Source organism: Streptomyces sp. NPDC006193, from assembly GCF_040613915.1.
In the GTDB taxonomy this organism is placed as follows: domain Bacteria; phylum Actinomycetota; class Actinomycetes; order Streptomycetales; family Streptomycetaceae; genus Streptomyces.
Genome location: NZ_JBEXTB010000019.1, coordinates 1 through 24,855 on the forward strand (window position 1 = coordinate 1; position 24,855 = coordinate 24,855).

The 24,855-nt window shown below is 73.8% G+C and carries 24 protein-coding genes and 2 pseudogenes; 18 read left to right on the forward strand and 8 right to left on the reverse strand.

The features are described 5' to 3' along the window. The 3 genes and pseudogenes from ABZ261_RS18465 to ABZ261_RS18475 all read left to right on the forward strand — a co-directional run. Positions 1–330: pseudogene (locus ABZ261_RS18465) on the forward strand (3-isopropylmalate dehydratase small subunit); the annotation flags it as partial. 273 nt (positions 331–603) lie between these two features. Next, positions 604–834, forward strand: a complete 231-nt coding sequence (locus ABZ261_RS18470; protein WP_356860356.1) for a hypothetical protein — start codon at positions 604–606, stop codon at positions 832–834. Between the two features lie 136 nt (positions 835–970). After that, the gene (locus ABZ261_RS18475; RefSeq protein ID WP_356860358.1) at positions 971–1,627 is read left to right on the forward strand and encodes an HU family DNA-binding protein; all 657 of its coding nucleotides are present in this window, start codon (positions 971–973) and stop codon (positions 1,625–1,627) included. Between the two features lie 71 nt (positions 1,628–1,698). Here ABZ261_RS18475 and ABZ261_RS18480 read toward each other — a convergent pair whose 3' ends face one another. Together ABZ261_RS18480 and cofC are read right to left on the reverse strand one after the other, a co-directional pair. Next, positions 1,699–1,902, reverse strand: coding sequence for a hypothetical protein (locus ABZ261_RS18480; protein WP_356860360.1), 204 nt, complete (start codon positions 1,900–1,902; stop codon positions 1,699–1,701). A gap of 122 nt (positions 1,903–2,024) precedes the next feature. Further along, on the reverse strand, positions 2,025–2,663 hold the full coding sequence (gene cofC, locus ABZ261_RS18485; protein ID WP_356860362.1) for a 2-phospho-L-lactate guanylyltransferase: 639 nt from the start codon (positions 2,661–2,663) through the stop codon (positions 2,025–2,027). 200 nt (positions 2,664–2,863) lie between these two features. On the opposite strand from cofC, the gene ABZ261_RS18490 reads away from it, so the two are divergent. The 3 genes from ABZ261_RS18490 to ABZ261_RS18500 all read left to right on the forward strand — a co-directional run bounded on the left by ABZ261_RS18490 (position 2,864) and on the right by ABZ261_RS18500 (position 6,029). After that, complete coding sequence (locus ABZ261_RS18490) at positions 2,864–3,634, forward strand: lysophospholipid acyltransferase family protein (RefSeq protein WP_356860364.1); 771 nt, start codon at positions 2,864–2,866, stop codon at positions 3,632–3,634. Then, entirely contained in the window at positions 3,631–4,641 is a 1,011-nt protein-coding gene (locus ABZ261_RS18495) for an NAD(P)H-dependent glycerol-3-phosphate dehydrogenase (protein WP_356860366.1), read from the forward strand. Before ABZ261_RS18490 ends, ABZ261_RS18495 begins: the two co-directional genes overlap by 4 nt. Before the next feature lie 230 nt (positions 4,642–4,871). Beyond that, positions 4,872–6,029 carry a D-alanine--D-alanine ligase family protein gene (locus tag ABZ261_RS18500; protein ID WP_356860368.1) on the forward strand — a complete coding sequence of 386 codons (1,158 nt, stop codon included), beginning with the start codon at positions 4,872–4,874 and terminating at the stop codon, positions 6,027–6,029. A 70-nt stretch (positions 6,030–6,099) separates the two neighbouring features. Here ABZ261_RS18500 and ABZ261_RS18505 read toward each other — a convergent pair whose 3' ends face one another. Together ABZ261_RS18505 and ABZ261_RS18510 are read right to left on the reverse strand one after the other, a co-directional pair. Then, positions 6,100–6,618 (reverse strand): DUF3515 domain-containing protein, encoded by a 519-nt coding sequence (locus ABZ261_RS18505; protein WP_356860370.1) that lies wholly within the window; start codon positions 6,616–6,618, stop codon positions 6,100–6,102. A gap of 20 nt (positions 6,619–6,638) precedes the next feature. Further along, entirely contained in the window at positions 6,639–6,872 is a 234-nt protein-coding gene (locus tag ABZ261_RS18510; RefSeq protein WP_030952852.1) for an Lrp/AsnC ligand binding domain-containing protein, read from the reverse strand. A gap of 206 nt (positions 6,873–7,078) precedes the next feature. Here ABZ261_RS18510 and ABZ261_RS18515 point away from each other — a divergent pair, with 206 nt between their 5' ends. Both ABZ261_RS18515 and thiD read left to right on the forward strand, forming a co-directional pair. Further along, positions 7,079–8,044, forward strand: coding sequence for a thiamine-phosphate kinase (locus ABZ261_RS18515; protein WP_356860372.1), 966 nt, complete (start codon positions 7,079–7,081; stop codon positions 8,042–8,044). Further along, complete coding sequence (gene thiD, locus ABZ261_RS18520) at positions 8,041–8,835, forward strand: bifunctional hydroxymethylpyrimidine kinase/phosphomethylpyrimidine kinase (protein ID WP_356860374.1); 795 nt, start codon at positions 8,041–8,043, stop codon at positions 8,833–8,835. The genes ABZ261_RS18515 and thiD overlap by 4 nt, the downstream gene beginning before the upstream one ends. Before the next feature lie 147 nt (positions 8,836–8,982). Here the strand turns inward: thiD and rpmB are convergent, their stop codons facing one another. After that, positions 8,983–9,168, reverse strand: coding sequence for a 50S ribosomal protein L28 (gene rpmB, locus ABZ261_RS18525; RefSeq protein ID WP_003993230.1), 186 nt, complete (start codon positions 9,166–9,168; stop codon positions 8,983–8,985). 257 nt (positions 9,169–9,425) lie between these two features. On the opposite strand from rpmB, the gene ABZ261_RS18530 reads away from it, so the two are divergent. Continuing rightward, positions 9,426–11,186 carry a DAK2 domain-containing protein gene (locus ABZ261_RS18530; protein ID WP_356860376.1) on the forward strand — a complete coding sequence of 587 codons (1,761 nt, stop codon included), beginning with the start codon at positions 9,426–9,428 and terminating at the stop codon, positions 11,184–11,186. 1 nt (position 11,187) lies between these two features. On the opposite strand, the gene ABZ261_RS18535 is transcribed toward ABZ261_RS18530, so the two are convergent. Next, positions 11,188–14,184, reverse strand: a complete 2,997-nt coding sequence (locus ABZ261_RS18535) for a tetratricopeptide repeat protein (protein WP_356860378.1) — start codon at positions 14,182–14,184, stop codon at positions 11,188–11,190. Further along, a complete protein-coding gene (locus tag ABZ261_RS18540) occupies positions 14,181–16,019 on the reverse strand; it encodes an HSP90 family protein (protein ID WP_356860380.1) in 1,839 nt (612 codons plus the stop codon). The genes ABZ261_RS18535 and ABZ261_RS18540 overlap by 4 nt, the downstream gene beginning before the upstream one ends. A gap of 200 nt (positions 16,020–16,219) precedes the next feature. Between ABZ261_RS18540 and recG the strand changes: the two genes are divergently transcribed. From recG to mutM, 8 genes are all read left to right on the forward strand, one after another. Beyond that, positions 16,220–18,448 (forward strand): ATP-dependent DNA helicase RecG, encoded by a 2,229-nt coding sequence (recG, locus tag ABZ261_RS18545; RefSeq protein WP_356860382.1) that lies wholly within the window; start codon positions 16,220–16,222, stop codon positions 18,446–18,448. A gap of 121 nt (positions 18,449–18,569) precedes the next feature. After that, on the forward strand, positions 18,570–19,157 hold the full coding sequence (rsmD, locus tag ABZ261_RS18550; protein WP_356860384.1) for a 16S rRNA (guanine(966)-N(2))-methyltransferase RsmD: 588 nt from the start codon (positions 18,570–18,572) through the stop codon (positions 19,155–19,157). Between the two features lie 26 nt (positions 19,158–19,183). Continuing rightward, positions 19,184–19,663, forward strand: a complete 480-nt coding sequence (gene coaD / locus ABZ261_RS18555) for a pantetheine-phosphate adenylyltransferase (protein WP_356860386.1) — start codon at positions 19,184–19,186, stop codon at positions 19,661–19,663. A 57-nt stretch (positions 19,664–19,720) separates the two neighbouring features. After that, positions 19,721–20,833, forward strand: coding sequence for a cell division initiation protein (locus tag ABZ261_RS18560; RefSeq protein ID WP_356860388.1), 1,113 nt, complete (start codon positions 19,721–19,723; stop codon positions 20,831–20,833). A 131-nt stretch (positions 20,834–20,964) separates the two neighbouring features. Next, the gene (locus ABZ261_RS18565; RefSeq protein WP_356860390.1) at positions 20,965–21,618 is read left to right on the forward strand and encodes a YceD family protein; all 654 of its coding nucleotides are present in this window, start codon (positions 20,965–20,967) and stop codon (positions 21,616–21,618) included. Between the two features lie 2 nt (positions 21,619–21,620). Then, the gene (gene rpmF, locus ABZ261_RS18570; RefSeq protein WP_003951102.1) at positions 21,621–21,794 is read left to right on the forward strand and encodes a 50S ribosomal protein L32; all 174 of its coding nucleotides are present in this window, start codon (positions 21,621–21,623) and stop codon (positions 21,792–21,794) included. 8 nt (positions 21,795–21,802) lie between these two features. Next, the gene (rnc, locus tag ABZ261_RS18575; protein WP_356860392.1) at positions 21,803–22,645 is read left to right on the forward strand and encodes a ribonuclease III; all 843 of its coding nucleotides are present in this window, start codon (positions 21,803–21,805) and stop codon (positions 22,643–22,645) included. Between the two features lie 162 nt (positions 22,646–22,807). Beyond that, on the forward strand, positions 22,808–23,671 hold the full coding sequence (gene mutM / locus ABZ261_RS18580; RefSeq protein WP_356860394.1) for a bifunctional DNA-formamidopyrimidine glycosylase/DNA-(apurinic or apyrimidinic site) lyase: 864 nt from the start codon (positions 22,808–22,810) through the stop codon (positions 23,669–23,671). Positions 23,672–23,699: 28 nt separating this feature from the next. Here mutM and ABZ261_RS18585 read toward each other — a convergent pair whose 3' ends face one another. After that, on the reverse strand, positions 23,700–24,092 hold the full coding sequence (locus ABZ261_RS18585; RefSeq protein WP_356860396.1) for a helix-turn-helix domain-containing protein: 393 nt from the start codon (positions 24,090–24,092) through the stop codon (positions 23,700–23,702). 102 nt (positions 24,093–24,194) lie between these two features. Between ABZ261_RS18585 and ABZ261_RS18590 the strand changes: the two are divergent. Continuing rightward, a pseudogene (locus ABZ261_RS18590) lies at positions 24,195–24,821 on the forward strand (GNAT family N-acetyltransferase). The last annotated feature ends 34 nt before the right edge of the window (positions 24,822–24,855 follow it).

Consider the following 24,855-nt stretch of genomic DNA (forward strand, 5'->3'; position numbering starts at 1 on the left):
TTCAAAGCCGTGATCTCCTCCCGCTTCGCCGACATCTTCCGCGGCAACTCGCTGAAGAACGGCCTGCTCACCGTCGTCCTCGACCAGAGGACCGTGGACGCCCTGTGGGAGCTGACCGAGGCGGATCCCACCGCCGAGATCACCGTCGACCTCCAGGCCCGCGAGGTCCGCGCCCGGGGCATCACCGCCGCCTTCGAACTCGACGAGAACTCCCGCTGGCGACTGCTCAACGGCCTCGACGACATCTCGATCACCCTCCGCAACGAGACCGACATCGCCGCCTACGAGGCCCGCCGCCCGCCCCACAAGCCGCGCACCCTCCCGGTCTGATCCGACGCGGGCCGAGCCCCCGGACGGTCGGCTTTCGGCCACCCCGACACCCCCCCTGTACCCCTGATCGCCACGATCGGGGGTACAGCCGTGTCTGCGCCCGGACGGCCTCTTCCGCACCCGTCCGCTGCCCCAACTCCCAAGATTGCGCAGGTGATTGGCCGGGTAGGCGAGCGGTGGAAACGGATCTTCGCCGGGGCCCGAGAGGGTTGCCGAAGGCGGCAGTTGCACCCTGGGCAGGCGACAACTCGCCCCAGATGGCACAATCTGTGCATGGAACACGACGGCCAACTCCAGCTCTATACGGCGGTCGCGATCCGGCTCAAGGAAGCGCACGCAAGGGTGCGCGCACTGCAAGTCCCGGAGGGCGTACGGATGGCGCTGACCCGGAAGCTGCTGGTCATTACGGCCGCGGCCAAGCACGATCTCGCCGACGCGGCAAGGCGGCTCGAGCGGTTCACCGCGGACCTCGACGAGGGCCGGATCCCCGACGGGGACCGCTGAACAGCCCGTGGCGGCCGAGCCTGTTGCGGCACAAGGGTGATAAGCCCGTTTCGTGTTTGATTTGCGGTATATATCTGCCTAACGTGCGAAAAAGCTTGAACACTTTCGTTCTGGCGATGTCTCCGAAGGGGAAGACGTGAACAAGGCGCAGCTCGTAGAAGCGATTGCCGACAAGCTGGGAGGCCGCCAGCAGGCCGCCGACGCTGTCGATCATGTCCTGGACGCCATCGTCCGCGCGGTCGTCGCGGGCGAGCGGGTCTCGGTCACCGGCTTCGGGTCCTTCGAGAAGGTGGACCGCCCCGCCCGCTACGCCCGCAATCCCCAGACGGGCGAGCGGGTTCGGGTCAAGAAGACCTCGGTGCCGCGCTTCCGCGCCGGTCAGGGCTTCAAGGACCTGGTGAGCGGCTCCAAGAAGCTGCCCCGCGGCGAGGTCGCCGTCAAGAAGGCCCCCAAGGGCAGCCTGTCCGGCCCGCCGCCCACCATCGCCAAGGCCGCCGGCAAGAAGGCCGCCGCCAAGAAGACGGCGGGTGCGGCGAAGACCACGGCCACCGCGAAGAAGACGGCGGCGAAGAAGAGCACGGCCGCCGCCGCGAAGACCACGGCGAAGAAGGCGCCCGCCAAGAAGACCACGGGCGCCGCCAAGACCACCGCGTCGAAGTCCACCGCCAAGAAGACGACGGCGAAGAGCGCCCCGGCGAAGAAGGTCACCGCCAAGAAGGCCCCGGCCAAGAAGTCGACGGCCCGCAAGACCACCGCCAAGAAGACGACCACCGCGCGCAAGGCGCAGTCGTAAGGCCGCCAGGGCACCCACGCGCCGGGCCGGACTCCGTCAAGGAGCCCGGCCCGCGGCGTGTGTAAGGGCGGTTACAGGGTTTGGAGGGTTACCAGGGTGATCCGGGCGGCCTCGCCCGCGCCCTCCGTCTCGATGCGCACCCGCTGACCGGGCCGCAGCAGCCGCAGACCGCCCCGGTCGAACGCCGCCGCGTCGAACGGCACGGGGGTTCCGTCGTCGAGCAGCACCTGTCCGCTGCGGGTCTCGGGGTCGTAGGTGTACGCGGTCGCCTGCATGCCGGCCAGCCTAATGCCGGCCGCGGGGCCAGGGCGCGCCGCCGGCCGCGCGGACGCACCCGCGACGCGGGCGCGCGACACCCGCGGACCCGCCGTGCAGCGCCCCGCCGGCGCCGCGCGGTTCAGGCTCCCGGAATCGGCAGACCCGCCGACGCGGCCGCCGTGTGCCGCCCGACCCCCAGGGCCAGCGCCGCGCGCAGATCGCCCCCGGTGTCCACGTCCTGCCGCACCGAATCGACCCCCGCCAGCAGGAGTTCCGCCGCGCCCGAGGCGCGGTGCCGGGCACGGGAATCGGGTCCGAACGCCGGCCGCAATGCACATTCCGGCGCCGCCGCCAGCAATGTCGTGCCCCGGGCCGCCGCATCGGCGAGAAAAGCGCGCGGGAATTGCGCCGCCGCCCGCAGGACGCGGGACAGTTCCGCCGGGCGCAGCGCGGGCAGATCGGCGTTCAGGGCCGCGACCGCAGCACCGGGCCGCGCGGTGCGCACGACGGCCGCGCCGTGCGCCAGGGCGGCGTTCAGCCCGCGGCCCGGGGCGTCCGGGACGATCCGCGCGCCCAGCGCCGCCAGCTCCCGGCCGGCCAGCTCGTCGTCCGTGACGACCGCCACATCCGCGACGGCCGGGCAGGCCAGCGCCGCGGCCACGGTGTCCTGCGCGAACGCCAGGGCCAGGCCCGGGCGGACCCGGTCGGCGGCGGTGTCCGCGAGCCTGCTCTTGGCCCGTGCCAGAGGCTTCAGCGGGATGACCAGGGTCCATTGCACCGGCGTACCGTCCCTCTCTCGTCGCGCGCCCATTGTCCCCCGGAGCGTGCGGCGGCCCGGTCGGCGGGAGGGGCGCCGAGCCCCCTGCGGGGGCGGGGCCGGGGACGGGCGGGCGTACGGTGTTCTCGACAGACCGGCGGCCCGGGGCCACACTTGTGCGGCCCCCCGCCGGGGTGGCAGCCCTAGAGGAAGGTGTCCTTGTGCCCCGCCGCAGAATCGGCTTCTGGTACCGCTTCGCCGCGGTGATCTGCAAACCGCCGCTGGTGGTTCTGATCAAGCGGGACTGGCGTGGAATGGAGCACATTCCGGCCGAGGGCGGGTTTATCACCGCGGTGAACCACAATTCCCACCTGGACCCCTTCGCATACGCGCACTTTCAGTACAACACCGGGCGGGTCCCGCGATTCCTGGCGAAGAGCGGGCTATTCACAAAGGGATTCGTCGGCGCCGCCATGCGCGGCACCGGCCAGATCCCCGTCTACCGGGAGAGCACGGACGCGCTCAGCGCCTTCCGGGCCGCGATCGACGCCGTGGAGCGCGGCGAGTGCGTCGCCTTCTACCCCGAGGGCACCCTCACCCGCGACCCGGACGGCTGGCCCATGACCGGCAAGACCGGCGCCGCCCGGGTGGCCCTGCAGACCAAGTGCCCGGTCATCCCGATCGCCCAGTGGGGCGCCAACGAACTGCTCCCGCCGTACGCCCGGAAGCCCAACCTCTTCCCGCGCAAGACCCACCGCGTGCTGGCGGGCCCGCCCGTGGACCTGTCGCGCTTCTACGACCGGGAGATGACCCCCGAGCTGCTCAAGGAGGCCACCGAGGTCATCATGGCGGCCATCACCCGTCTCCTGGAGGAGATCCGCGGCGAGAAGGCGCCCGAGACGCCGTACGACCCGCGCCGCGAGCGGATCGAGCAGCGCCGCCGCACCCGGGCGCAGAAGCGGGACAGGCAAGCGGAAGGGCAGAGCAAGTGAGCACGCCAGTGCGGGCGGCCGTCATGGGCACCGGCTCCTGGGGCACCGCCTTCGGCATGGTCCTCGCCGACGCCGGCTGCGAGGTGACCCTGTGGGCCCGCCGCCAGGAGCTGGCCGAGGCGGTCAACTCCACCCGGACCAACCCCGACTACCTGCCCGGGGTGGAGCTGCCCGAGCGCCTGCGCGCCACCTCGGACGCGGCCGAGGCCCTCGCGGACGCGGACTTCACCGTCCTCGCCGTCCCCTCCCAGACCCTGCGGGCCAACCTCACCGAGTGGACCCCGCTGCTCGCGCCGGACACCGTCCTCGTCTCCCTGATGAAGGGCGTCGAACTCGGCTCCACCATGAGGATGAGCGAGGTCGTCGACGACGTCGCCAAGGTCGGCCCGGGCCGGATCGCGGTCGTCACCGGACCCAACCTGGCCCGCGAGATCGCCGCCCGCATGCCCGCCGCGGCCGTCGTGGCCTGTACCGACGAGCGGGTCGCGCAGCGCCTCCAGGCCGCCTGCCACACGCCGTACTTCCGGCCGTACACCAACACCGACGTGGTCGGCTGCGAACTCGGCGGCGCGGTCAAGAACGTCATCGGGCTCGCCGTCGGCATCGCCGACGGCATGGGGCTCGGCGACAACGCCAAGGGCTCGCTCATCACCCGCGGCCTCGCCGAGACGACCCGGCTCGGTCTCGCCATGGGCGCCGACCCGCTGACCTTCTCCGGACTCGCGGGCCTGGGCGACCTGGTGGCCACCTGCTCCTCGCCGCTGTCCCGCAACCACACCTTCGGCACCAACCTCGGCAAGGGCATGACCCTGGAGGAGACCATCGCGGTCACCCGGCAGACCGCCGAGGGCGTCAAGTCCTGCGAGTCGGTGCTGGATCTGGCCCGCCGGCACGGCGTCGACATGCCCATCACCGAGACGGTCGTCGGCATCGTGCACGAGGGCAAGCCGCCGGTCGTCGCCCTCAAGGAGCTGATGGGCCGCAGCGCCAAACCCGAACGGCGCTGACCCGGACGGCGCCACGCCCGAACGGCGCTGACCCGGACGGCGCTGACCCGGACGGCGCTGACCCGGACGGCGCCACGCCGAGCGGATGCCGGTCGCAGATCCCGCGGCCCCGGTCCGGGCCCCGTGCGCGACCTGGTGCGCGACGCTGTGCGACCGTCCGCGCGACGCTGAGCGACGGCCCGGGAGCGCGCGCTGACTCGGGCGCTGCCTCCAGGTACTCTCATCGCGATATGAGCAGCGAGAACCTTCCCCAGAGCCCTGAGCAGCCGTCGCGCAAGCCGCGCGTCGCCGTCGTGTTCGGCGGGCGCAGCTCCGAACACGGGATCTCCGTGGTCACCGCCGGCGCCGTCCTCAAGGCCATCGACCGGACGAAGTACGACGTCCTGCCGATCGGCATCACCGCGGACGGCCGCTGGGCGCTGACGGCCGACGAGCCGGAGCGGATGGCCATCGCCGACCGCCGCACCCCCACCGTGGCGGAGCTGGCGGAGTCGCACGAGGGCGGCGTGGTGCTCCCCGTCGACCCGAGCGACCGCGAGGTCGTCTACAGCGAGCCGGGCTCGGTGCCGAAGGCGCTCGGCGAGGTCGACGTGGTGTTCCCGGTGCTCCACGGCCCCTACGGCGAGGACGGCACCCTGCAGGGCATGCTGGAGCTGTCCGGTGTGCCGTACGTGGGTTCGGGCGTGCTCGCCTCGGCCGTCGGCCAGGACAAGGAGTACATGAAGCGGGTGTTCACCAGCTTCGGGCTCAAGGTGGGCCCGTACGTGGTGATCCGGCCGCGGGAGTGGGCGCGGGACGAGTCCGCCGCCCGCAAGAAGATCGTCGACTTCGCCGCCGAGCACGGCTGGCCGCTGTTCGTGAAGCCCGCGCGCGCGGGTTCGTCCATCGGCATCACCAAGGTCGACGACCTGTCGGGCCTGGACGAGGCGATCGCCGAGGCACAGGCGCACGACCCGAAGATCCTCGTCGAGGCGGCCGTGCGCGGCCGGGAGATCGAGTGCGGCGTCCTGGAGTTCGAGGACGGCCCGCGGGCCTCCGTCCCGGCCGAGATCCCCCCGCCGGACGCCCACGCCTACTACGACTTCGAGGCCAAGTACATCGACTCCACGCCGGGCGTCGTCCCGGCGCCGCTCACCGAGGAGCAGACCGCCGAGGTGCGGCAGCTCGCGGTGGAGGCGTTCGAGGCGGCCTCCTGCGAGGGACTGGTGCGCGCGGACTTCTTCCTCACCGAGGACGGCGAGTTCGTCATCAACGAGATCAACACCATGCCCGGCTTCACGCCGATCTCCATGTACCCGAAGATGTGGCAGGCGAGCGGGGTCGCCTACCCCGAGCTGATCGACCGGCTGGTGCAGGCGGCGCTGCGCCGCTCGACCGGCCTGCGCTGAGACCGCGCCGACGGCCCGGCGACCCGGCGGCCCGGCGCTCCGGCGTCCCGCCGGGCGCGTCGGCGGGACGTCAGCGCATGGAGCCGATCCCCTTGGGGACCGCCTTCTTCACGGCCGGCGCCAGGTCCGTCAGCACCTGCGCGCTGTCGTCGGGCCCGGACAGCTTCTCCGGCAGGGTCACCTGTACGTACGCCAGGCGACCGGACGTGGTGAACCGCCACGTCCCGTCGCCCTCCTTCTCCATGAGCCAGTCCACGCCGTCGACCCCGCCGCCGATCGCGTTCGGGTCCTTTCCCTGTGCCACCTCGGGATCGACCATCTTCGGCGGCCGCACGATGCCGCAGCGCAGTATGATCGCCGGGTTTCCCCAGCCCGCCGTGTAGACGGACCGGGGCTCGGGGTCGGCGCGGGTCCGTCCGTCCACCTTCCGGGGCAGCACCTTGTGCAGGTTCCGGCACAGCGGGGCGGTCTTCGCGTCGGGGGTGGGAACCGCGACCGTGGCGCTGTCCCGTGCCGGGGAGCAGCTCACGGCCGCGGCCAGCAGGGCGGGCGCGAGCAGGCCGAGCGGCCGGTGACGGAAGATGTTCACCGGCCAAGCGTAGACGGGGGCTACAGATGCACGACCGGACAGGTCAGGGTGCGCGTGATGCCGTCCACCTGCTGGACCTTGGCGACCACCATGCGGCCGAGGTCGTCGACGGTGTCGGCCTGGGCGCGCACGATGACGTCGTACGGTCCGGTCACGTCCTCGGCCTGGATCACTCCAGGGAGCTTGCTGATCGTCTCGGCGACGGTCGACGCCTTGCCGACCTCCGTCTGGATCAGGATGTACGCCTGTACCACGGAACCTCCAGGGCGGCCACGAGGATCATGTGGGGGAAAGGAACGCCACGGTATCGCGTCGCCGCTCCCCGCGGGGAGACCTGCGGGAACCGGGCTTGCGCGCCGGGGTGCAGGCACGACGGAAGTCGACGGTCATCTCGACCGTATCGGGGACACTGAAGACGCGCGACCGGGCACGGCAAGGGAGAGAAGGGGAGCCAAGGGACATGAAGGGCACTGTTGGTGAGCTCGGGGAGTTCGGGCTCATCAGGGAGCTCACCTCCCGTCTCACCACCACCTCGGCGGTCCGGGTCGGCCCCGGCGACGACGCCGCGGTGGTCGCCGCGCCCGACCGCCGGGTGGTGGCGAGCACCGACGTCCTGCTGGAGGGGCGGCACTTCCGGCGCGACTGGTCCACGGCCTACGACGTCGGCCGCAAGGCCGCTGCGCAGAACCTCGCCGACATCGCCGCGATGGGCGCCGTGCCGACCGCCCTGCTGCTCGGCCTGGTCGTCCCGGCCGAACTGCCGGTCACCTGGCCCAGCGAGCTGATGGACGGCCTGCGGGACGAGTGCCAGGTCGCGGGGGCCTCCGTGGTCGGCGGGGACGTGGTGCGCGGCGACACGATCACGGTGTCGATCACCGCGCTCGGCGATCTGCGCAATCACGAGCCGGTGACCCGGGGCGGCGCCCAGCCCGGCGACCTGGTGGCCGTCACCGGCTGGCTGGGCTGGTCCGCGGCCGGTTACGCGGTGCTCTCCCGCGGCTTCCGCTCGCCGCGCGCCTTCGTGGAGGCCCACCGCCGCCCCGAGCCGCCGTACCACGCCGGCCCGGCCGCCGCCGCGCTCGGCGCCACCGCGATGTGCGACGTCAGCGACGGGCTGATCGCCGACCTCGGGCACATCGCCGAGGCCAGCAAGGTCCGCATCGACATCCGTTCCGGAGCGATCGACATCCCGACCCAGATGAACGACATCGGGCAGGCCGTCGGCGTGGACCCGCTGCAGTGGGTGCTGACCGGGGGAGAGGACCACGCGATCGTGGCGACCTTCCCGCCGGACGTCAAACTGCCGGCCCGCTGGAAGGTCATCGGCGAGGTCCTCAACCCCTCGGCGCTGCCCCAGGTGACCGTCGACGGGGCGCCCTGGACCAGCACGGGCGGCTGGGACCACTTCGGGGACATCGAGTCATGATCCCCCGCGTGCTGACGGTGGCCGGCTCGGACTCCGGCGGCGGCGCCGGCGTCCAGGCCGACCTGAAGACGATGCTCGCGCACGGCGTGCACGGCATGAGCGTGCTCACCGCGGTCACCGCGCAGAACTCCCTGGGCGTGCAGGGCGTCTGGGAGCTGCCCGTGGAGGCGGTCCGGGCCCAGTACCGCAGCGTGGTGGACGACATCGGCGTGCAGGCCGTGAAGACGGGCATGCTGGCCTCGGCCGAACTGGTCGGGACGGTCGCCGAGTTGATCTCCGCCACGGACGCGCCCGCGGTGGTGGACCCGGTGGGCGTCTCCAAGCACGGCGACCCGCTGCTGGCCGCCTCCGCCCTGGACGCGGTGCGGACGAGGCTGCTGCCCGCGGCGACCGTGGCGACCCCCAACCTCGACGAGGTGGCGCAGCTCACCGGGGTGCGGGTCGGGTCGGAGGACGATCTGCGGCGGGCCGCGGCGGCCGTGCTGGAGTACGGGCCGCAGTGGGTGCTGATCAAGGGCGGGCACCTCGCCGGGGACGCCGTGGACCTGCTCACCGACGGCCGCGCGGAGCACTGGCTGCGGGCGCCCCGCCACGACAACCGGCACACCCACGGCACCGGCTGCACCCTCGCCTCCGCGATCGCCTGCGACCTGGCGAAGGGCCGGTCCGTGCCGGAGGCCGTCACGGCGGCCAAGGAGTACGTCACCGGGGCGATCGCCGCCGGATTCGCCCTGGGCGCCGGGATCGGGCCCGTGGACCACGGGTGGGCGCTCGGGCGGGACACTCCCTGACCGCGGCGGGCCGGTCCCGCCGGCGGTCGCGGCCCTGGGGCGGCCGTGTCGCGGCCGGACGGCGGGCACGGCAAAAAGCCGGCCCACCCGGGGGTGGACCGGCTCAGTGCAACGAACCAGCCGGTGGCCGCGCGCTGTAGCGGTGCGTCAGCGCGAGACCTTGCCGGCCTTGATGCACGAGGTGCAGGCGTTCACGCGCTTCGGCGTCCCGCCGACCACGGTACGCACACGCTGGATGTTCGGGTTCCAGCGGCGGGACGTACGGCGGTGCGAGTGCGAGATGTTGTTGCCGAAGCCCGGCCCCTTGCCGCAGACGTCGCAGTTGGCAGCCACGGGTCACTCCAAAGACTTCAGATGCACTTACGGTTGATCCCGGCATGCCGGGATCAAGGTCTTCACGACCTGAGATCTGAGTGGCGCTGCCAGGGGAATGGCCCGATCGGATCGGGCAACCGGAGCAGCATACAACGGCTGCGCCCGTGCAACGAAACTACCACGGCAGCTCGGCGCCCCGCTCCCGGCCCTCTTCCGGAGGACAGCGGTCCGGGGTCTACGCTGCGTCCACGTCCAGCCAGCTCAGGGAGGCGCAGGTGGCGCAGGTGCCGCAGACGTTCTTCGATGCTCTCGCGGTGCGCACCTGGTGCGGTCTGGCGCTCCGGGCACTCGGCCGGGCCCGCGAGGAGATCGACGCCATCAACGTCTACCCGGTGGCCGACGGCGACACCGGCACCAACCTCTACCTGACCCTGGAGTCGGCGGCCACCGCCGTGGAGGCCGTGTTCGCCGGGTACGCCACCGGCTCCGCGGAGCCCTCGCCGGCCGACGCCGTCCGGGCCATGGCCCACGGGGCGCTCATCGGGGCCCGGGGCAACTCCGGGACGATCCTCGCGCAGCTGCTGCGGGGGATGGCGCAGGTCCTCGCGGCCGACGGCGAGGCGGCCCGCATCGACGGGACGAGCCTGCGGCTGGCCCTGCGCCGGGCCGCCGACTCCGCCCGGCACGCCGTCGCCCACCCCGTCGAGGGCACCGTGCTGTCGGTGGCCTCGGCCGCCGCCGACGCCGCCGAGGGAGCCGAGGGCGACTGCGGGACCGTCGCGCGGGCGGCCTACGAGGGAGCACGGGCGGCGCTGGCGGCGACCCCGGGGCAGCTGGCCGCGCTGGAACGGGCCGGCGTGGTCGACGCGGGCGGGCGGGGCCTGGTCGCGGTCCTGGGCGCGCTGGTGGAGGCGTTCACGGGGGAGCCCGTACCGGAGAGTCCGCCACGCCGGACCTCCGAGCCGCCGGACTCCCCCTCCGCGGCGCACCCGCACCGGGGAGGCGGGCCCGACGCCGGCGCGGCCGCCCCCGGCCCGGAGGCCGCCACGGCGCCCGGCCCGGAGGCCGCCACGGCGCCCGTCCCCGCGGCCTGCCCCGACGCGGCGGAGCACGGGGGGCCCGCCTTCGAGGTGATCTATCTGCTGGAGGCCGACGACGCGGCCGTGGACCGGCTGCGCGAACGGCTCGACGCCCTCGGCGACTCCCTGGTCGTGGTCGGCGGCGACGGGCTGTGGAACGTCCATGTGCACGTGGACGACGCCGGCGCCGCCGTGGAGGCGGGCGTGGAGGCCGGGCGGCCGTACCGCATCCGGATCACGCACTTCGGACTCGGCGACGCCCACACCGGCGGCGAACGCCCGCCGCTCGAGCGCGCCCAGCGTGCCGTGGTGGCCGTCGTGCCGGGGGAGGGGCTGGCCGGGCTGTACACCGAGGCCGGCGCGACCGCCGTCCTCGCCCGGCCCGGGGAGCCGCCCGCCAGCGGGGAACTGGTGCAGGCGGTGCGGCGGGCCCACGCGCGCGAGGTGGTGCTGCTGCCCAACGACGCGGAGCTGCGCCACACGGCCGCCGCCGCGGCCGAGCAGGCCCGTGCCGAGGGCGTCCGCGTGGCCCTGATCCCGACCCGGTCGGCGGTCCAGGGCATCGCCGCGCTGGCCGTGCACGAGCCGGAGCGCCGGTTCGACGAGGACGTCGTGCAGATGACCGCGGCGGCCGGCGCCACCCGGTACGCGGAGGTCACCGTCGCCGAGCACGAATCCTGGACGACGGCCGGCATCTGCCAGGCCGGGGACGTGCTCGGCCTGATCGACGGCGATGTGGCGGTGATCGGACCCGACGTGACGGCCACCGCCGAGACCGTCCTGGACCGCATGCTCCAGGCCGGCGGCGAGCTGGTCACCCTGGTCGTCGGCGACGAGGCGCCCGAGACCGTCGCCGACCACCTGCAGGCCCGGGTGCGGGAGTCCTACCTGGCCGTGGACACGGTGGTGTACCGGGGCGGCCGGCAGGGCGCCCTGCTGCTCATCGGCGTGGAGTGACTCAGCCCCGCGGGCCGGCCCCCCGGTCCCGCTCCTCCCCTTCCCCTTCCCGCTCCCCTTCTCGGTCTCCGTTGTCGTCCAGCGTCTCCCGCAGCATCCGGGACGCCTCCTCCCGCCGCGCCCGGACCGTCTCGTCCGCATCCCCGGCGCCCGCGTAGGCGGCGAGCACGGCCCGCGCGCGTGCCGCCGCGCGGTCCGGGCGGCCGAGGTCCGCCTCCAGCCGGCCGGCGCCGAGTTCCGCGCCGGTACGGCTGTGCAGCCCGGCCGCGCCGAGCGCGCCGAACACCGCCACGGCCCGGCTCATCTGCTCCAGCGCCGCCTCGCACGCGGCCCGGATCGCCGCGTCCTCGGCCCCCTCGGACGCCGAGCGGGCCAGCAGCTCCGCGAACTGCCGGTGCGTGCCGCCGAGTTCCTCCACCAGCTCGTCACGGTCCGCGGGGCCCGCCGCGGCCAGCGCGGTCTCGCACTCCCGCACCGCCTGCGCCATCAGCGCGCGGGCGTCCTCCGTCCCGGACTCGCCGCCCAGCGCCAGCCAGGCGCGGGCGCGCAGCGACCGGACCAGGAACTGCGTGTTGCCGAGCGTGCGCCACAGCTCGCCCGCCCGCGCGTAGGCCCGGTCGGCCTCGTCCGCCAGTCCGGCGCTGCCCAGCGACTCCGCGGCGAGATGGGCGAGCGTCGCGTGGTCCTGCTGCTCGGGCCAGTGCCGGGTGATGTCGGCGGCCCGCAGCCGGTGTTCGGCGGCGGCCCGGTGCTCGCCCAGCTCGCCCAGGCAGTCCCCGAGCCACCAGCGGGTCTGGACGACCGCCCCCTCGCCGTGGGTCTCGGCGCTCAGGTCGGCCAGCGCGGACTCCAGCACCTCGGCGGCCTCCGCGTACCGGCCCTCGCGCAGCAGGAAGCCGCCCAGCTGCTGCCGCGCCCAGGCGCCCAGCGTGCCGCTCTCGCCGGCCTCGTCGGCCCAGTGCGCGGCCTCCAGCGCGTGTCCGGCCGCCTCCCCGGGCGCGTCCCGGCCGCCGAGCACCTCGGCGAGCTGCAGGTGAAGCTGCGCCCGCCCGACCGGCTCCACGTACGGCCCGCCGTGCTCCAGGGCCGCCCGCAGCGCCCGCTCCGCGCCGGCCAGGTCACCGGCCTGGTGGGCCAGCGCGGCGACCTGCACCTCGTACTCCACCGCGAACCACGGCAGCCCGGCGCCCACGTAGGCGTCGGCCGCCTGCCGGAACAGCCGTGCCGCCCGCGGGGCGTCCCCGCACAGCCCCGCCAGCTCGGCGAGCATCGCCCGCGCCTCGGCGGCCCGCGCGGTGAGCCGCAGGTCGTCCCCGCCGTGACCCTCGACGAGCGCCAGCACCTCCCGTACGGCCGCCTCGGCGTCCGCGACCGCCGCCGCACCGGTGCCCTGCCCGGCGCTCTCGTGGACCCGGCGCATCAGAATGCGCGCCCGGCTCATCACCACCGACGCCGTCTGCCGCACGCCGGTGCGCTCGTCGGCGTACAGCGCGAGCACCTCGTCGTACAGGTCCGCGACCGCCGCGAGGGCCGCGTCCACCTCTCCGTCCAGCGCGCGGACGTAAGCCCCCCGCGCGCGTGCCGCCAGCGCCTCGCCGGGATCGCCCGCCTGCGCGTACAGCAGGGCCGCCCGCTCGAACAGGGGCAGCCCCTCCGGGCCGAGGGCCATCGCCTCGTGGTCGGCGATCTCCGCGCGGTCGCGCGGCTCCAGCTCGGCGTCCTGCGCGGCCCGCGCGACCGCTGCCCACGCCTGAAGCGCGTGCGGCCGCAGGGTGTCCGACAGCCGCCGCGCCTCGGCGAGCAGGGCGGGCAGCTGCGGTCCCGCGGCCTCCCCGGCCCCCTGCCCGGCGGGCGGGGCGGGGGCGGCCGGCGCCGCGGCGGGCCGTACCGTCCGCACGCCCAGCGGCAGCCGCTCCACCAGCGGGCGCGCGGCCATCCGCGCCCGGATCCGGTCGCCGACGGACGGGGTGCCGTTGCGGGCGTCGAACCGTCCCGCGAGCTCCGTCGCCGCCGCGCGCGCGTGCCCGGCCAGTTCCCGCGCGGTCCACGTCCGCCCGGCCGGCCCCGGCACCCGCTGCCCGCCGAGGCCCAGCTCGGTCAGCCGGTCCATGAGCAGCGTCACCACGGCCAGGAAGTCCAGCCGGCTGCGCGGATGCCCGGTGTCCGTGAAGTAGGCCGGCCGTTCGGCCAGCAGCTCCAGGCCACGGGCCTCGTTGCCGGTCAGCGCGCAGAACTCCACGTGGTCGGCGTACGCGCCCCGCATGCTCTCCATGGGCCGCACGAGCCGCAAGCCCCGCAGGTGGTGCGCGCGGGCCTCCTCCACGCGGCCGAGGCGCAGCAGCGGGACCAGCGAGGAGGCGAGCACGGCGTGCGGCTCGTGGGCGCAGGCGAACTCGCCCTCCAGCACCGGCCGCCACAGCCGCAGCGCCTCGTCGTCCCGGCCGCACCGCACCTGCCAGGTGCCCTGCGCGTGCAGCTCGCAGGCGTGGCAGTCGGCCATCCGGTCCCGGTCGGCGGCCAGCCACGCGGCGTACGCCCGCTCCGCCCGCGCGAGGTCCCCGACGTGTGCGGCCACGCTGAACTCGGCGCTGCGCACGGCGCGTTCCGAGTACCCGGCGAGCCGGTAGCGGTGCTCCATCTCGCCGAGCCACTTCTCGACCGAGGCGAGCGGGATGTGCGGCTGGTCCAGCATGCCCGCCGACATCCACTTGAAGACCCAGTGCAGCGAGTGCGCCTCGTACTCGTCGAAGTCCTCGGGCCGTTCGTCCCACATGCGCAGCAGCCGCGCGAACGGGACGAACATCTTGTCCTTCTCGGAGCTGTAGTTGTAGACCTTCAGCTGGTGCCCCAGCGCCTCGATCACGGCCAGCGGCACGTCCAGCCTCTCGGCCTCGGCGAGCAGCCGCTCCGCGCGCGCGTTGCGGGCCGGGCCCTCCGGCTGCTCGGCGTTCTCCGCCAGCGCCCGGCGCAGCGCGTCGAAGTCGGTGATGTCGCTCATCGTCCGTCACCCTCCCCGTGGGTCGCCCAGGCGAGCAGCCCGATGAACGCCCGGTTCAGCAGTGCGGAGTCGGCGGGCCGCAGCGGCCGCTGGGCCATCAGCAGCGCCTGCCCGTACAGCGACTCGGTCGCGGTGCCGATCAGCTCCGGGTCGCTGAGCGCACCGATCCGCCGGACCAGCGGATTGAGGTGGTTGAGCACCAGGCGGGCGCGCGGGGCGGTGCCGCGCAGCGAGCCCAGGATGCCCGCCCACAGGTCGTCGGCCTCCTCCTCGGCGGCGGCGCGCGCCTGCTCGTGCCGCGCGGCCCGGTCGTCCAGGTGCAGGGCCGGCACCGACAGCGGGTGGAAGGCACGCAGGACGACGTCGCAGCCCAGCGGGTCCAGCGTGGCCCGCGCGGCGGCCAGGAACCCGGACAGCGCCAGCTCCTCGCCGGGGTCGACGCCGTCCAGGTGCGCGGTCACGGTGTCCGCGTCCAGCTCGGCGACCACCGTCCCCGGCCGCACCAGCGCGAGCGCCTCGACCAGCTCGCTGTCGTAGGTGTAGCCGCCGTTGACGACCCCGACGCCCTGCGCCGCGGCGATCGGCGCGACCTGCCGGTACTCCTCCACCGTCCGCGTGAAGTGCACCACCGGGTGCCGCTGCGCGAACTCCTCCAGGGACAGCCGCCCGTCGGTCGTCTCGAACGGCAGCCACGGCAGCATGGTGCGCAGCATCTCCCGGTCGTGCCGGGCGAGGGACTTCACGCCCAGGTGGTGCACGGCCAGGAAGGCCGCCAGCCGCTCCGGGTCACCGGCCGCGAGCCCGGTCAGCCAGGACCGGATCCGCTCGCCTAGCGCCTCCCGCACGGCGGCCAGGGTCTCGTCCTCGTACAGCGACTCGCGCGAGGCGGTGGGCCGCAGGCTGTCGGTGTCCAGCACGCAGCGCACGAAGAACGCCCAGTCCGGGAGGAGCTGCTCGGCCCGCTCGGTGAGCAACATGCCCTTCAGGTGCACCCGGTGGGTCGCCCGCTGGGCCGGGCTGACCGCCGACGGCAGCACGTACGCCACCCCGCGGACCCCGGCCAGCGGCACGTCCAGGTCGATCGAGTCCAGCGGGGCGAACCCGAACAGCTCCCGGCAGTGCCGGGCGAGCGCCGCCCGCCGGCCGGCGGGAGAGGCGTGGGCGCGGTCCCACGGCGCGGGCAGGTCGGTGACCGGCTCGTCGCCGACCCGCACGTCGTACGGCAGCAGTGAGCCGAAGTCCCGGGCCAGGGCGCGGACCCGCTCCGGCGCCAGCCACTCGGCCGCGCCGGCCCGCGCCGTCAGGTACACGGTGGTGCCCGGCTCGGGCCGTTCGGCGGCGGGCAGCGTGCGCACGGTGTACGAACCGTCGTCGCTCGCCGTCCACTCCACCGGCGGGGCCCCGGGCGCACGGGCGCTGCGGCTGACGACCCGGATCCGCTCGGCGACCAGGAAGCAGGCCAGCAGGCCGATGCCGAACTGGCCGAGGAACTGCGACCGGGCCTCCTGCAGGCCCTCGGCCCGCTTGGAGCTGCGGCCGATGGTCGCCAGCAGGGCGTGCACGTCGGACTCGGTGAGCCCGACGCCGCTGTCCTCCAGCCGCAGCCCGCCGTCCGCCGCGTACAGCCGGATCCGCGCCGGGGCGTCCGGTTCCACGGCCCGGCGGGCGGTGACGGCGTCCACGGCGTTCTGCAGCAGCTCGCGCAGGTACACCTTGGGACTGGAGTAGAGGTGATGGGAGAGCAGGTCCACCAGACCGCGCAGGTCGACCTGGAACGTGTGAGGTGAAGGGGGCGACTGGGATGCCTGGGAAGGCTGGGAGGTCTGGGAGTCCATCGTCACTGCGCCGGAGGGGGGAGTGCGTGCGGCGCGGGGTCGGGCGGTCCCGGATGGGGCGGTGACCGCGAAGGATGGCCGGAGCGCGCCATCCTAGAACCGGAGCAGCCCGCCTGACCAGGGGTTTCCCTGATGTTTACCGCGCTGCGGGACAAAGCCGCACGGCAGCGTCTGCGGCATTGTCGGTGCGGTGGTGTGCAATGGATCTCGTGCCCGCACTGGATGAACCACTGAAGCAGCCCCTGAAGTCAGTGCTCGGCCCCGCCACCGCCAAGGTGATGGCCGAGCACCTCGGCCTGCACACCGTCGGCGACCTCCTCCACCACTACCCGCGCAGATACGAGGAGCGCGGCCAGCTCACCCACCTGGCGGACCTCCCCATGGACGAGCACGTCACGGTGGTCGCCCAGGTCGCCGACGCCCGCCTGCACACCTTCGCCTCGGCCAGGGCCCCGCGCGGCAAGGGCCAGCGCCTGGAGGTCACGATCACCGACGGCAGCGGCCGGCTGCAGCTGGTCTTCTTCGGCAACGGCGTGCACAAACCGCACAAGGAACTCCTGCCGGGCACCCGCGCGATGTTCGCCGGCAAGGTCTCCGTCTTCAACCGGCGCCTGCAACTCGCGCACCCCGCCTACGAGCTCCTCCGCGGCGACGGCGAGGAGACGGTCGAGACCTGGGCCGGCGCCCTGATCCCGCTCTACCCGGCCACCGCCAAGCTGGAGTCCTGGAAGATCGGCAAGGCGGTGCAGACGGTCCTCCCCAGCGCGCGGGAGGCCGCCGACCCGCTGCCCGCCTCCCTCCGCGAGGGCCGCGGCCTGCTGCCCCTGCCCGAGGCCCTGCTCAAGATCCACCGCCCGCACACCAGGGCCGACGTCGCCGACGCCCGCGCCCGCCTGAAGTGGGACGAGGCCTTCGTCCTCCAGGTCGCCCTGGCCCGCCGCCGGCACGCCGACAGCCAGCTCCCGGCCGTCGCGCGCATCCCCCGGCCGGACGGCATCCTCGCGGCGTTCGACGACCGCCTGCCCTTCACCCTCACCGAGGGGCAGCGGAAGGTCTCCCGCGAGATCTTCGACGACCTGGCGACCGAGCACCCCATGCACCGCCTGCTGCAGGGCGAGGTCGGCTCCGGCAAGACGCTGGTCGCCCTCCGCGCCATGCTCGCCGTGGTCGACGCGGGCGGACAGGCGGCCCTCCTCGCGCCCACCGAGGTCCTCGCCCAGCAGCACCACCGCTCGATCACCGAGATGATGGGCGACCTGGCCGAGCCCGGCATGCTCGGCGGGGCCGAGCACGCCACCAAGGTCGTCCTGCTCACCGGCTCCATGGGCACGGCGGCCCGCCGCCAGGCGCTGCTCGACCTGGCCACCGGCGAGGCCGGCATCGTCATCGGCACCCACGCCCTCATCGAGGACAAGGTCCGCTTCCACGACCTCGGCCTGGTCGTGGTCGACGAGCAGCACCGCTTCGGCGTGGAACAGCGCGACGCCCTGCGCGGCAAGGGCAGACAGCCCCCGCACCTCCTCGTCATGACGGCCACCCCCATCCCGCGCACCGTCGCCATGACCGTCTTCGGCGATCTGGAGACCTCGGTCCTGGACCAGCTCCCGGCCGGCCGCTCCCCGATCGCCACCCACGTCGTCCCCGCCGCCGACAAGCCCCACTTCCTTGCCCGCGCCTGGGAACGGGTCCGCGAGGAGGTGGCGAACGGCCACCAGGCGTACGTCGTCTGCCCCCGCATCGGCGACGACGCCGACGAGGGGAACGACCGGAAGAAGGCGGCCGGGAAGACGCCCCCCGACGACGAGGCCGACCGGCGCCCGCCGCTCGCCGTCCTGGAGGTGGCGGACCAGCTGACCCGCGGCCCCCTGCGGGGCCTGCGCGTCGAGGTCCTCCACGGCCGGATGCACCCCGACGACAAGGACGCCGTGATGCGCCGCTTCGCGGCCGGCGAGACGGACGTCCTGGTCGCCACCACCGTCATCGAGGTCGGCGTCAACGTCCCCAACGCCACGGCCATGGTCATCATGGACGCGGACCGCTTCGGCGTCTCCCAGCTCCACCAGCTGCGCGGCCGGGTCGGCCGCGGCTCCGCCCCCGGCCTGTGCCTGCTGGTCACCGAGACGCCCGAGGCCGGCCCGGCGCGCCGGCGCCTGAACGCGGTGGCCGCCACCCTCGACGGCTTCGAGCTCTCCCGCATCGACCTCGAACAGCGCCGGGAGGGCGACGTCCTCGGGCAGGCCCAGTCCGGCGCCCGCTCCAGCCTCCGCGTCCTCGCGGTCATCGAGGACGAGGAGGTCATCGCCGAGGCGCGTGCGGAGGCGGCGGCGGTCGTGGCGGCGGACCCCGAGCTGACCGGCCTCCCGGCCCTGCGCACGGCCCTGGACGCCCTGCTCGACGAGGAGCGGGAGCAGTACCTGGAGAAGGGGTGAGGCGCGCCCGCCCGGGGCCGGTCCCCGGGCCGGGCGGGGCCACCCCGCGCGCGGGCGCGAGCCGGCGCGGCGGACCTGCTGCCACACTGAATCCGTAACCACCCCCGAACGAGGACTGAAGATGACCCGCGTGATCGCCGGCAGCGCAGGCGGCCGTCGCCTCTCGGTACCGCCCGGCACCGGAACCCGGCCCACGTCCGACCGCGCACGCGAGGCCCTCTTCTCCACCTGGCAGTCCCTCCTCGGCGGCCCCCTCGACGGCGAACGGGTCCTGGACCTGTACGCCGGCTCGGGAGCCGTGGGCCTGGAGGCCCTGTCCCGGGGCGCGGGCCACGCCCTCCTGGTCGAGGCGGACGCCCGGGCGGCGCGGACCGTCCGGGAGAACGTGCGGAACCTCGGCCTGCCCGGCGCCGAGGTGAGGGCGGGCAAGGCGGAGCAGGTCGTCCGCACCGCGCCCCCCGGCGAGCCGTACGACCTGGTCTTCCTCGACCCGCCGTACGCCGTCGCGGACGACGATCTCCGGGAGATTCTGCTCACACTCCGCTCGGAGGGCTGGCTCGCCGAAGAAGCCCTCGTCACCGTGGAGCGCAGCACCAGAGGCGGCGCCTTCCGCTGGCCGGACGGCTTCGACGCGATCCGGTCCCGTCGTTACGGCGAGGGAACGTTTTGGTACGGTCGCGCCGCCTCTACGTGCGAAGACGCACGATGACCGGACCGGAGAGCGAGGGATCACAAGTGCGCCGCGCCGTCTGTCCCGGGTCGTTCGACCCGATCACCAACGGACACCTCGACATCATCGCCCGGGCCTCCCGGCTGTACGACGAGGTCTACGTCGCGGTGATGATCAACAAGTCCAAGAAGGGCCTGTTCGGGATCGAGGAGCGGATCGAGCTGATCCGCGCGGTCACCACCGAGTACGCCAACGTCCGCGTGGAGTCCTTCCACGGCCTCCTCGTCGACTTCTGCAAGGAGCGCGACATCCCCGCCATCGTCAAGGGGCTGCGCGCCGTCAGCGACTTCGACTACGAGCTGCAGATGGCCCAGATGAACAACGGCCTCACCGGCGTCGAGACGCTCTTCGTCCCCACCAACCCCACCTACAGCTTCCTCTCCTCCTCCCTCGTCAAGGAGGTCGCGGCCTGGGGCGGCGACGTCTCCCACCTCGTGCCCCCGCAGGTGCTCGACGCGCTCAACGCACGTCTCGCCGAGGGCTGATGGGGCTACAGTCGTCCCGTCCGTCTCCAACCCGGCTGTAGAGAGTGGCGAGCACAGGTGGACGTGCAGAAGAAGCTCGACGAGATCGTCTCCGCGGTCGCCGGCGCCCGGGCCATGCCCATGTCGGCCTCGTGCGTGATCAACCGCGCCGAGCTGCTCGCGATGCTGGAGGAGGTGCGCCAGGCGCTCCCCGACTCCCTCGCGCAGGCACAGGAGCTGATCGGCGACCGTGAGCAGATGGTCGAGCAGGCCCGGCTGGAAGCCGAGCGCATCATCGAGAACGCGCACGCCGAGCGCGGCTCGCTGATCTCCGACACCGAGATCGCCCGCCGCTCCCAGGCCGAGGCCGACCGCATCCTCGCCGAGGCCCGCAAGGAGGCCGAGGAGATCCGCGCCGAGGCCGACGACTACGTCGACTCCAAGCTCGCCAACTTCGAGGTCGTCCTCACCAAGACCCTCGGCTCGGTCGGCCGGGGCCGCGAGAAGCTGCTCGGCACCGGTCCCGGCCTGGACGAGAACGGCTACGAGGACGAGGACGCCCCCGAGCGCAGCCACGACCCCGAGACCCTGCGCCGCGACGCCGACGCCTACGTGGACGCCAAGCTCGGCGCCTTCGAGGCGGTCCTCGCCAAGACCCTGGAGGCCGTCGGCCGCGGCCGGCAGAAGCTGCACGGCCGGATCGCCACCGACGACCTCGGCGCCCTCGCCGACGACACCACGACCTTCCAGCACTCCAGCGACGCCGACTACCTCGCCGACCTGGCGGCCCTCGCCGACAGCGACCGCGCCGCCCTGGCCGGGAGCGAGCGAGCGGCCCAGCGGCGGCCGGAACCGTCGTACGAGCCGCAGCCCGGATACGGCTATCCGCAGCAGCCGGACCCCTACGCGGGCTTCGGGCAGCAGCAGGACTACGCACCGCAGCAGGACCCGTACGGCTACCGGCAGGCCGACCCCTACGCCGCACCCGGCTACGCCCCGCCGGCCGACGCCTCCTACCAGGGCTCCTACGACCCTGCGCAGTCCGGCTACGACCCGCAGCAGGCCCAGCAGCCCCAGCAGCCCCAGGGCGGGCACCAGCAGGACTACGCCCTGGACGAGACCAGCCTCTTCGACACCGGCATGATCAGCCCCGAGCAGCTGAGGGCCTACGAACAGGGCCGGGGCCTGTAGCGGTGCACCGGATTGGGCCCTGAGCGAAAGGTCCAGTATCCTGGCTGTTCGGTCGCGCCTATGCCCGCGATCACCGCTGCCCGGAACACCTGCGGGCGGCGTCCCTCCGAGTTCGCAGATCGAAAGCAGGAATGGCTTCCAACGCCCGCCTCGACCACCGCAACCCCCTCGTGATCGACACGCACGAGCTGGGTCGGCGTCCTGGCGCGCTGCAGCGCCTGACCCGCGAGATCGACGCCCCCAGGGATCTCGGCATCCAGGGGGTCATCGGAGTGCCGGAAGGCGCCCCGGTGGAACTCGAACTCCGGCTCGAGTCGGTCATGGAAGGGGTGCTCGTCACCGGCACCGCCCGTGCAGCGGCCGAGGGGGAGTGCGTAAGGTGTCTGGAGCCGGTCGAGCTGGAGCTCGAAGCGGACTTCCAGGAGATGTTCTCGTACCCTGACGCCGACGACCGGGGCCGTGTGAGAGCGGAACCGGGCGACGACGCCGAGGACGACGAGGACAGGCTCTTCATCGAGGACGGTCTGATCGACCTCGAACCTCTGCTGCGCGATGCGGTGGTGCTCGCACTGCCGATGCAGCCGGTGTGCCAGGACGACTGCCCGGGCCTGTGCTCCGAGTGCGGAGCACGGCTCGCGGACGACCCGGACCACCACCACGACGCCGTCGACATCCGTTGGGCGGCTTTGCAGGGACTCGCCGGTTCGACGACGGACGGCGAGAAGGACGAGATGAGCGGCGACGCGACTCGATCAGCGCGCGTCGACGAGAAGCAGGAGAAGTAGCCGTGGCTGTTCCGAAGCGGAAGATGTCGCGCAGCAACACGCGCCACCGCCGGTCGCAGTGGAAGGCTGCGGTCCCCACCCTGGTTGCGTGCGAGCGCTGCCACGAGCCCAAGCAGCAGCACATCGCGTGCCCGTCTTGCGGCACCTACAACAAGCGCCAGGTCCTCGAAGTCTGAGCGGGCTGGTGAGAGGCACTGTGTCCAGTCCGAAGAAGGACACCGGGGCGGACGCGTCCGCCAAGACGAAAGTGGACAACCAGGCCTCGTCCCACGCGCTTCTGGAAGGGCGGCTCGGCTATCAGGTCGAGTCCGCCCTTCTGGTGCGAGCGCTGACCCACCGTTCCTACGCGTACGAGAACGGCGGCCTGCCGACGAACGAGCGGCTGGAGTTCCTCGGGGACTCCGTGCTCGGCCTCGTCGTCACGGACACGCTGTACCGCACCCACCCCGACCTGCCCGAAGGCCAGCTGGCCAAGCTGCGGGCCGCGGTGGTCAACTCGCGTGCGCTGGCGGAGGTCGGCCGCGGCCTCGACCTGGGCGCCTTCATCCGGCTCGGCCGTGGTGAAGAGGGCACGGGCGGCCGGGACAAGGCGTCCATCCTCGCCGACACCCTCGAAGCGGTGATCGGCGCGGTCTATCTCGACCAGGGCCTCGAAGCGGCGTCCGAGCTGGTGCACCGGCTCTTCGACCCGCTGATCGAGAAGTCCTCCAACCTGGGCGCCGGCCTGGACTGGAAGACGTCCCTCCAGGAGCTGACCGCGATCGAGGGGCTCGGCGTGCCCGAGTACCTGGTCACGGAGACCGGCCCCGACCACGAGAAGACCTTCACTGCTGCCGCCCGCGTCGGAGGCGTCTCGTACGGCACCGGCACCGGCCGCAGCAAGAAGGAGGCGGAGCAGCAGGCCGCCGAGTCCGCCTGGCGGTCCATCCGGGCCGCGGCGGACGAGCGCGCCAAGGCGGCGAAGGAGGCCAAGGAGGCCGTCCGGGAAGCCGTCCGGGACGGCGACACGTCGTCCGCGACCGCCTGACGGAGCACATCCGAGCAGTTGCGAGCGCCCGTCCCGCCCGAGCGGGGCGGGCGCTCGGTGCGTCTCCGCGCCTGCGCCGGCGGCCGGAGGCCCGCCCGGCCGACAGCCTCCGGCCGCCGGGCGTTACGCTGCCGCTGACCGCAGATCCGCCTGAGGAGAGCCGTGCCCGAGCTTCCCGAAGTAGAGGTCGTCCGGCGTGGCCTGGAACGCTGGGTCGCCCACCGCACCGTCGCCGAGACCGAGGTGCTGCATCCGCGCGCCGTGCGCCGGCACCCGGCCGGACCCGACGACTTCGCGCACCGGCTCAAGGGCCACCACATCGGCGTGCCGCGCCGGCGCGGCAAGTACCTGTGGCTGCCGCTGGAGGAGACGAACCAGTCGGTCCTCGCACACCTCGGCATGAGCGGTCAGCTCCTGGTCCAGCCGCACGACGCGCCGGACGAGAAGCACCTGCGCGTCCGCGTCCGGTTCGCCGACTCGCTCGGCACCGAGCTCCGCTTCGTCGACCAGCGCACCTTCGGCGGGCTGTCGCTGCACGACAACACCCCCGACGGGCTGCCCGGCGTCATCGCGCACATCGCCCGCGACCCCTTGGACCCGCTCTTCGACGACGAGGCGTTCCACCGGGCGCTGCGCCGCAAGCGGACCACCGTCAAACGGGCCCTGCTGGACCAGTCGCTGATCAGCGGAGTCGGCAACATCTACGCCGACGAGGCCCTGTGGCGCGCCCGCATCCACTACGAGCGCCCCACGGCCGGCTTCACCCGCCCGGTCACCGCGGAGCTGCTCGGCCACATCCGGGACGTGATGAACGCGGCCCTGGCCGTCGGCGGCACCAGCTTCGACAGCCTGTACGTCAACGTCAACGGCGAGTCGGGCTACTTCGACCGCTCCCTGGACGCCTACGGCCGCGAGGGCCGGCCCTGCCGCCGCTGCGGCACGCCCCTGCGCCGCCGTCCGTGGATGAACCGGTCCAGCTACTTCTGCCCCAGGTGCCAGCGGGCGCCGCGCCCCGCCACCCGCTGACGCCCCGTGCCCGCGCCCGCCGTGCGGGCTACGCCGGCCGCCGGCCGTCGTAGGCCGCGCGTGCCGCCAGCACCTCGTCCATCGCGCCCTCGACGCAGTCGATGAGCGCGAGCAGCCGCTCGGCGACCCGGCGGCCCAGGGGCGTCAGCTCGTAGTCCACGCGGGGCGGGTTCGTCGGCTGGGCCTCCCGGTGCACCAGCCCGTCCCGCTCCAGCGCGTGCAGCGTCTGCGACAGCATCTTCTCGCTCACCCCGTCGACGCGGCGGCGCAGTTCGTTGAAGCGCAGCGAGCCCTCGTACAGCGCGCCGAGCGTGAGCCCGCCCCAGCGGCCCGTGACGTGCTCCAGCGTGCCGCGCGACGGGCACGCCTTGGCGAAGACGTTGTAGGCGAGGTCTTCGTCGCCCTCGGTGATGGCGCTCATACCACAAGCGTACGCGAGTGCAGCGCTGACCCAGAGTTCGCGCTGACTGCTGGTAAGCCACTCCGGGGACGAGCGTCCGGGCAGGCTCCGGCTGTGCATGCGATCACGACCGGCGGCACGGCGGCCGCGCCGGCCGTCCTGGACGCGGCCCAGCTGTCGTCCGACCCCGAGCTCGCGGCCGGCTTCGCCGAGTCCGCCCACCGGATCCTCGCCGGCCAGGTCCGCGCAGGCGCCGCGCTCGGCTGGGTGGAACCGCCCCACGCGGGCGGAAGTGACGGAGCTCCTCGACCGCGTCACGAGTGCGGCGCGGACCGGGGAGGGGCCCTGCGCGCCGCCTGCCTCGACCGCCGGCCGGCCGGACTGGGGTACCGGCTGCGCTACACCCGCCCGACCCACCGACCGCACGCCGATCCGGAGAAGATCGCGGTGGACGCCGCCGCCCAGGGGCGTGGCATCGGCCGGGCCCTGACCACCGCCCTGATCGCCGACGCCCGGCGGGCGGGCGTCGAGGTCCTCACCCTGGACGCCCGCGGCGACAACGCCCGCGCCCTGCGCCTCTACCGGTCACTGGGCTTCGCCGAGCACGGCCGCCTCCCCGACTTCGTCGCCGTCGGGGACCGCCGCTACGACAAGGTCTTCCACAGGCTGGACCTCCGCCGAGACCGGACCGCCCGAAGCCCGGCCCCGGGCGCCCCTGGGCAGGTCCGAGCTGCTGGAGCGGCCGGCTGAGCGCTCGGTCACGGCCGTGGCCGGTCATCGTCAC

What these genes read in the sequence shown, in the direction of transcription:
- ABZ261_RS18515 (WP_356860372.1), top strand. Translation starts at nt 7,079, where the DNA reads ATGAAGGGCACTGTTGGTGAGCTCGGGGAGTTCGGGCTCATCAGGGAG.
- ABZ261_RS18535 (WP_356860378.1), bottom strand. Translation starts at nt 14,184, where the DNA reads ATGAGCGACATCACCGACTTCGACGCGCTGCGCCGGGCGCTGGCGGAG.
- ABZ261_RS18500 (WP_356860368.1), top strand. Translation starts at nt 4,872, where the DNA reads ATGAGCAGCGAGAACCTTCCCCAGAGCCCTGAGCAGCCGTCGCGCAAG.
- ABZ261_RS18585 (WP_356860396.1), bottom strand. Translation starts at nt 24,092, where the DNA reads ATGAGCGCCATCACCGAGGGCGACGAAGACCTCGCCTACAACGTCTTC.
- recG (WP_356860382.1), top strand. Translation starts at nt 16,220, where the DNA reads ATGGATCTCGTGCCCGCACTGGATGAACCACTGAAGCAGCCCCTGAAG.
- rsmD (WP_356860384.1), top strand. Translation starts at nt 18,570, where the DNA reads ATGACCCGCGTGATCGCCGGCAGCGCAGGCGGCCGTCGCCTCTCGGTA.
- ABZ261_RS18565 (WP_356860390.1), top strand. Translation starts at nt 20,965, where the DNA reads ATGGCTTCCAACGCCCGCCTCGACCACCGCAACCCCCTCGTGATCGAC.
- ABZ261_RS18480 (WP_356860360.1), bottom strand. Translation starts at nt 1,902, where the DNA reads ATGCAGGCGACCGCGTACACCTACGACCCCGAGACCCGCAGCGGACAG.
- ABZ261_RS18540 (WP_356860380.1), bottom strand. Translation starts at nt 16,019, where the DNA reads ATGGACTCCCAGACCTCCCAGCCTTCCCAGGCATCCCAGTCGCCCCCT.
- thiD (WP_356860374.1), top strand. Translation starts at nt 8,041, where the DNA reads ATGATCCCCCGCGTGCTGACGGTGGCCGGCTCGGACTCCGGCGGCGGC.
- ABZ261_RS18470 (WP_356860356.1), top strand. Translation starts at nt 604, where the DNA reads ATGGAACACGACGGCCAACTCCAGCTCTATACGGCGGTCGCGATCCGG.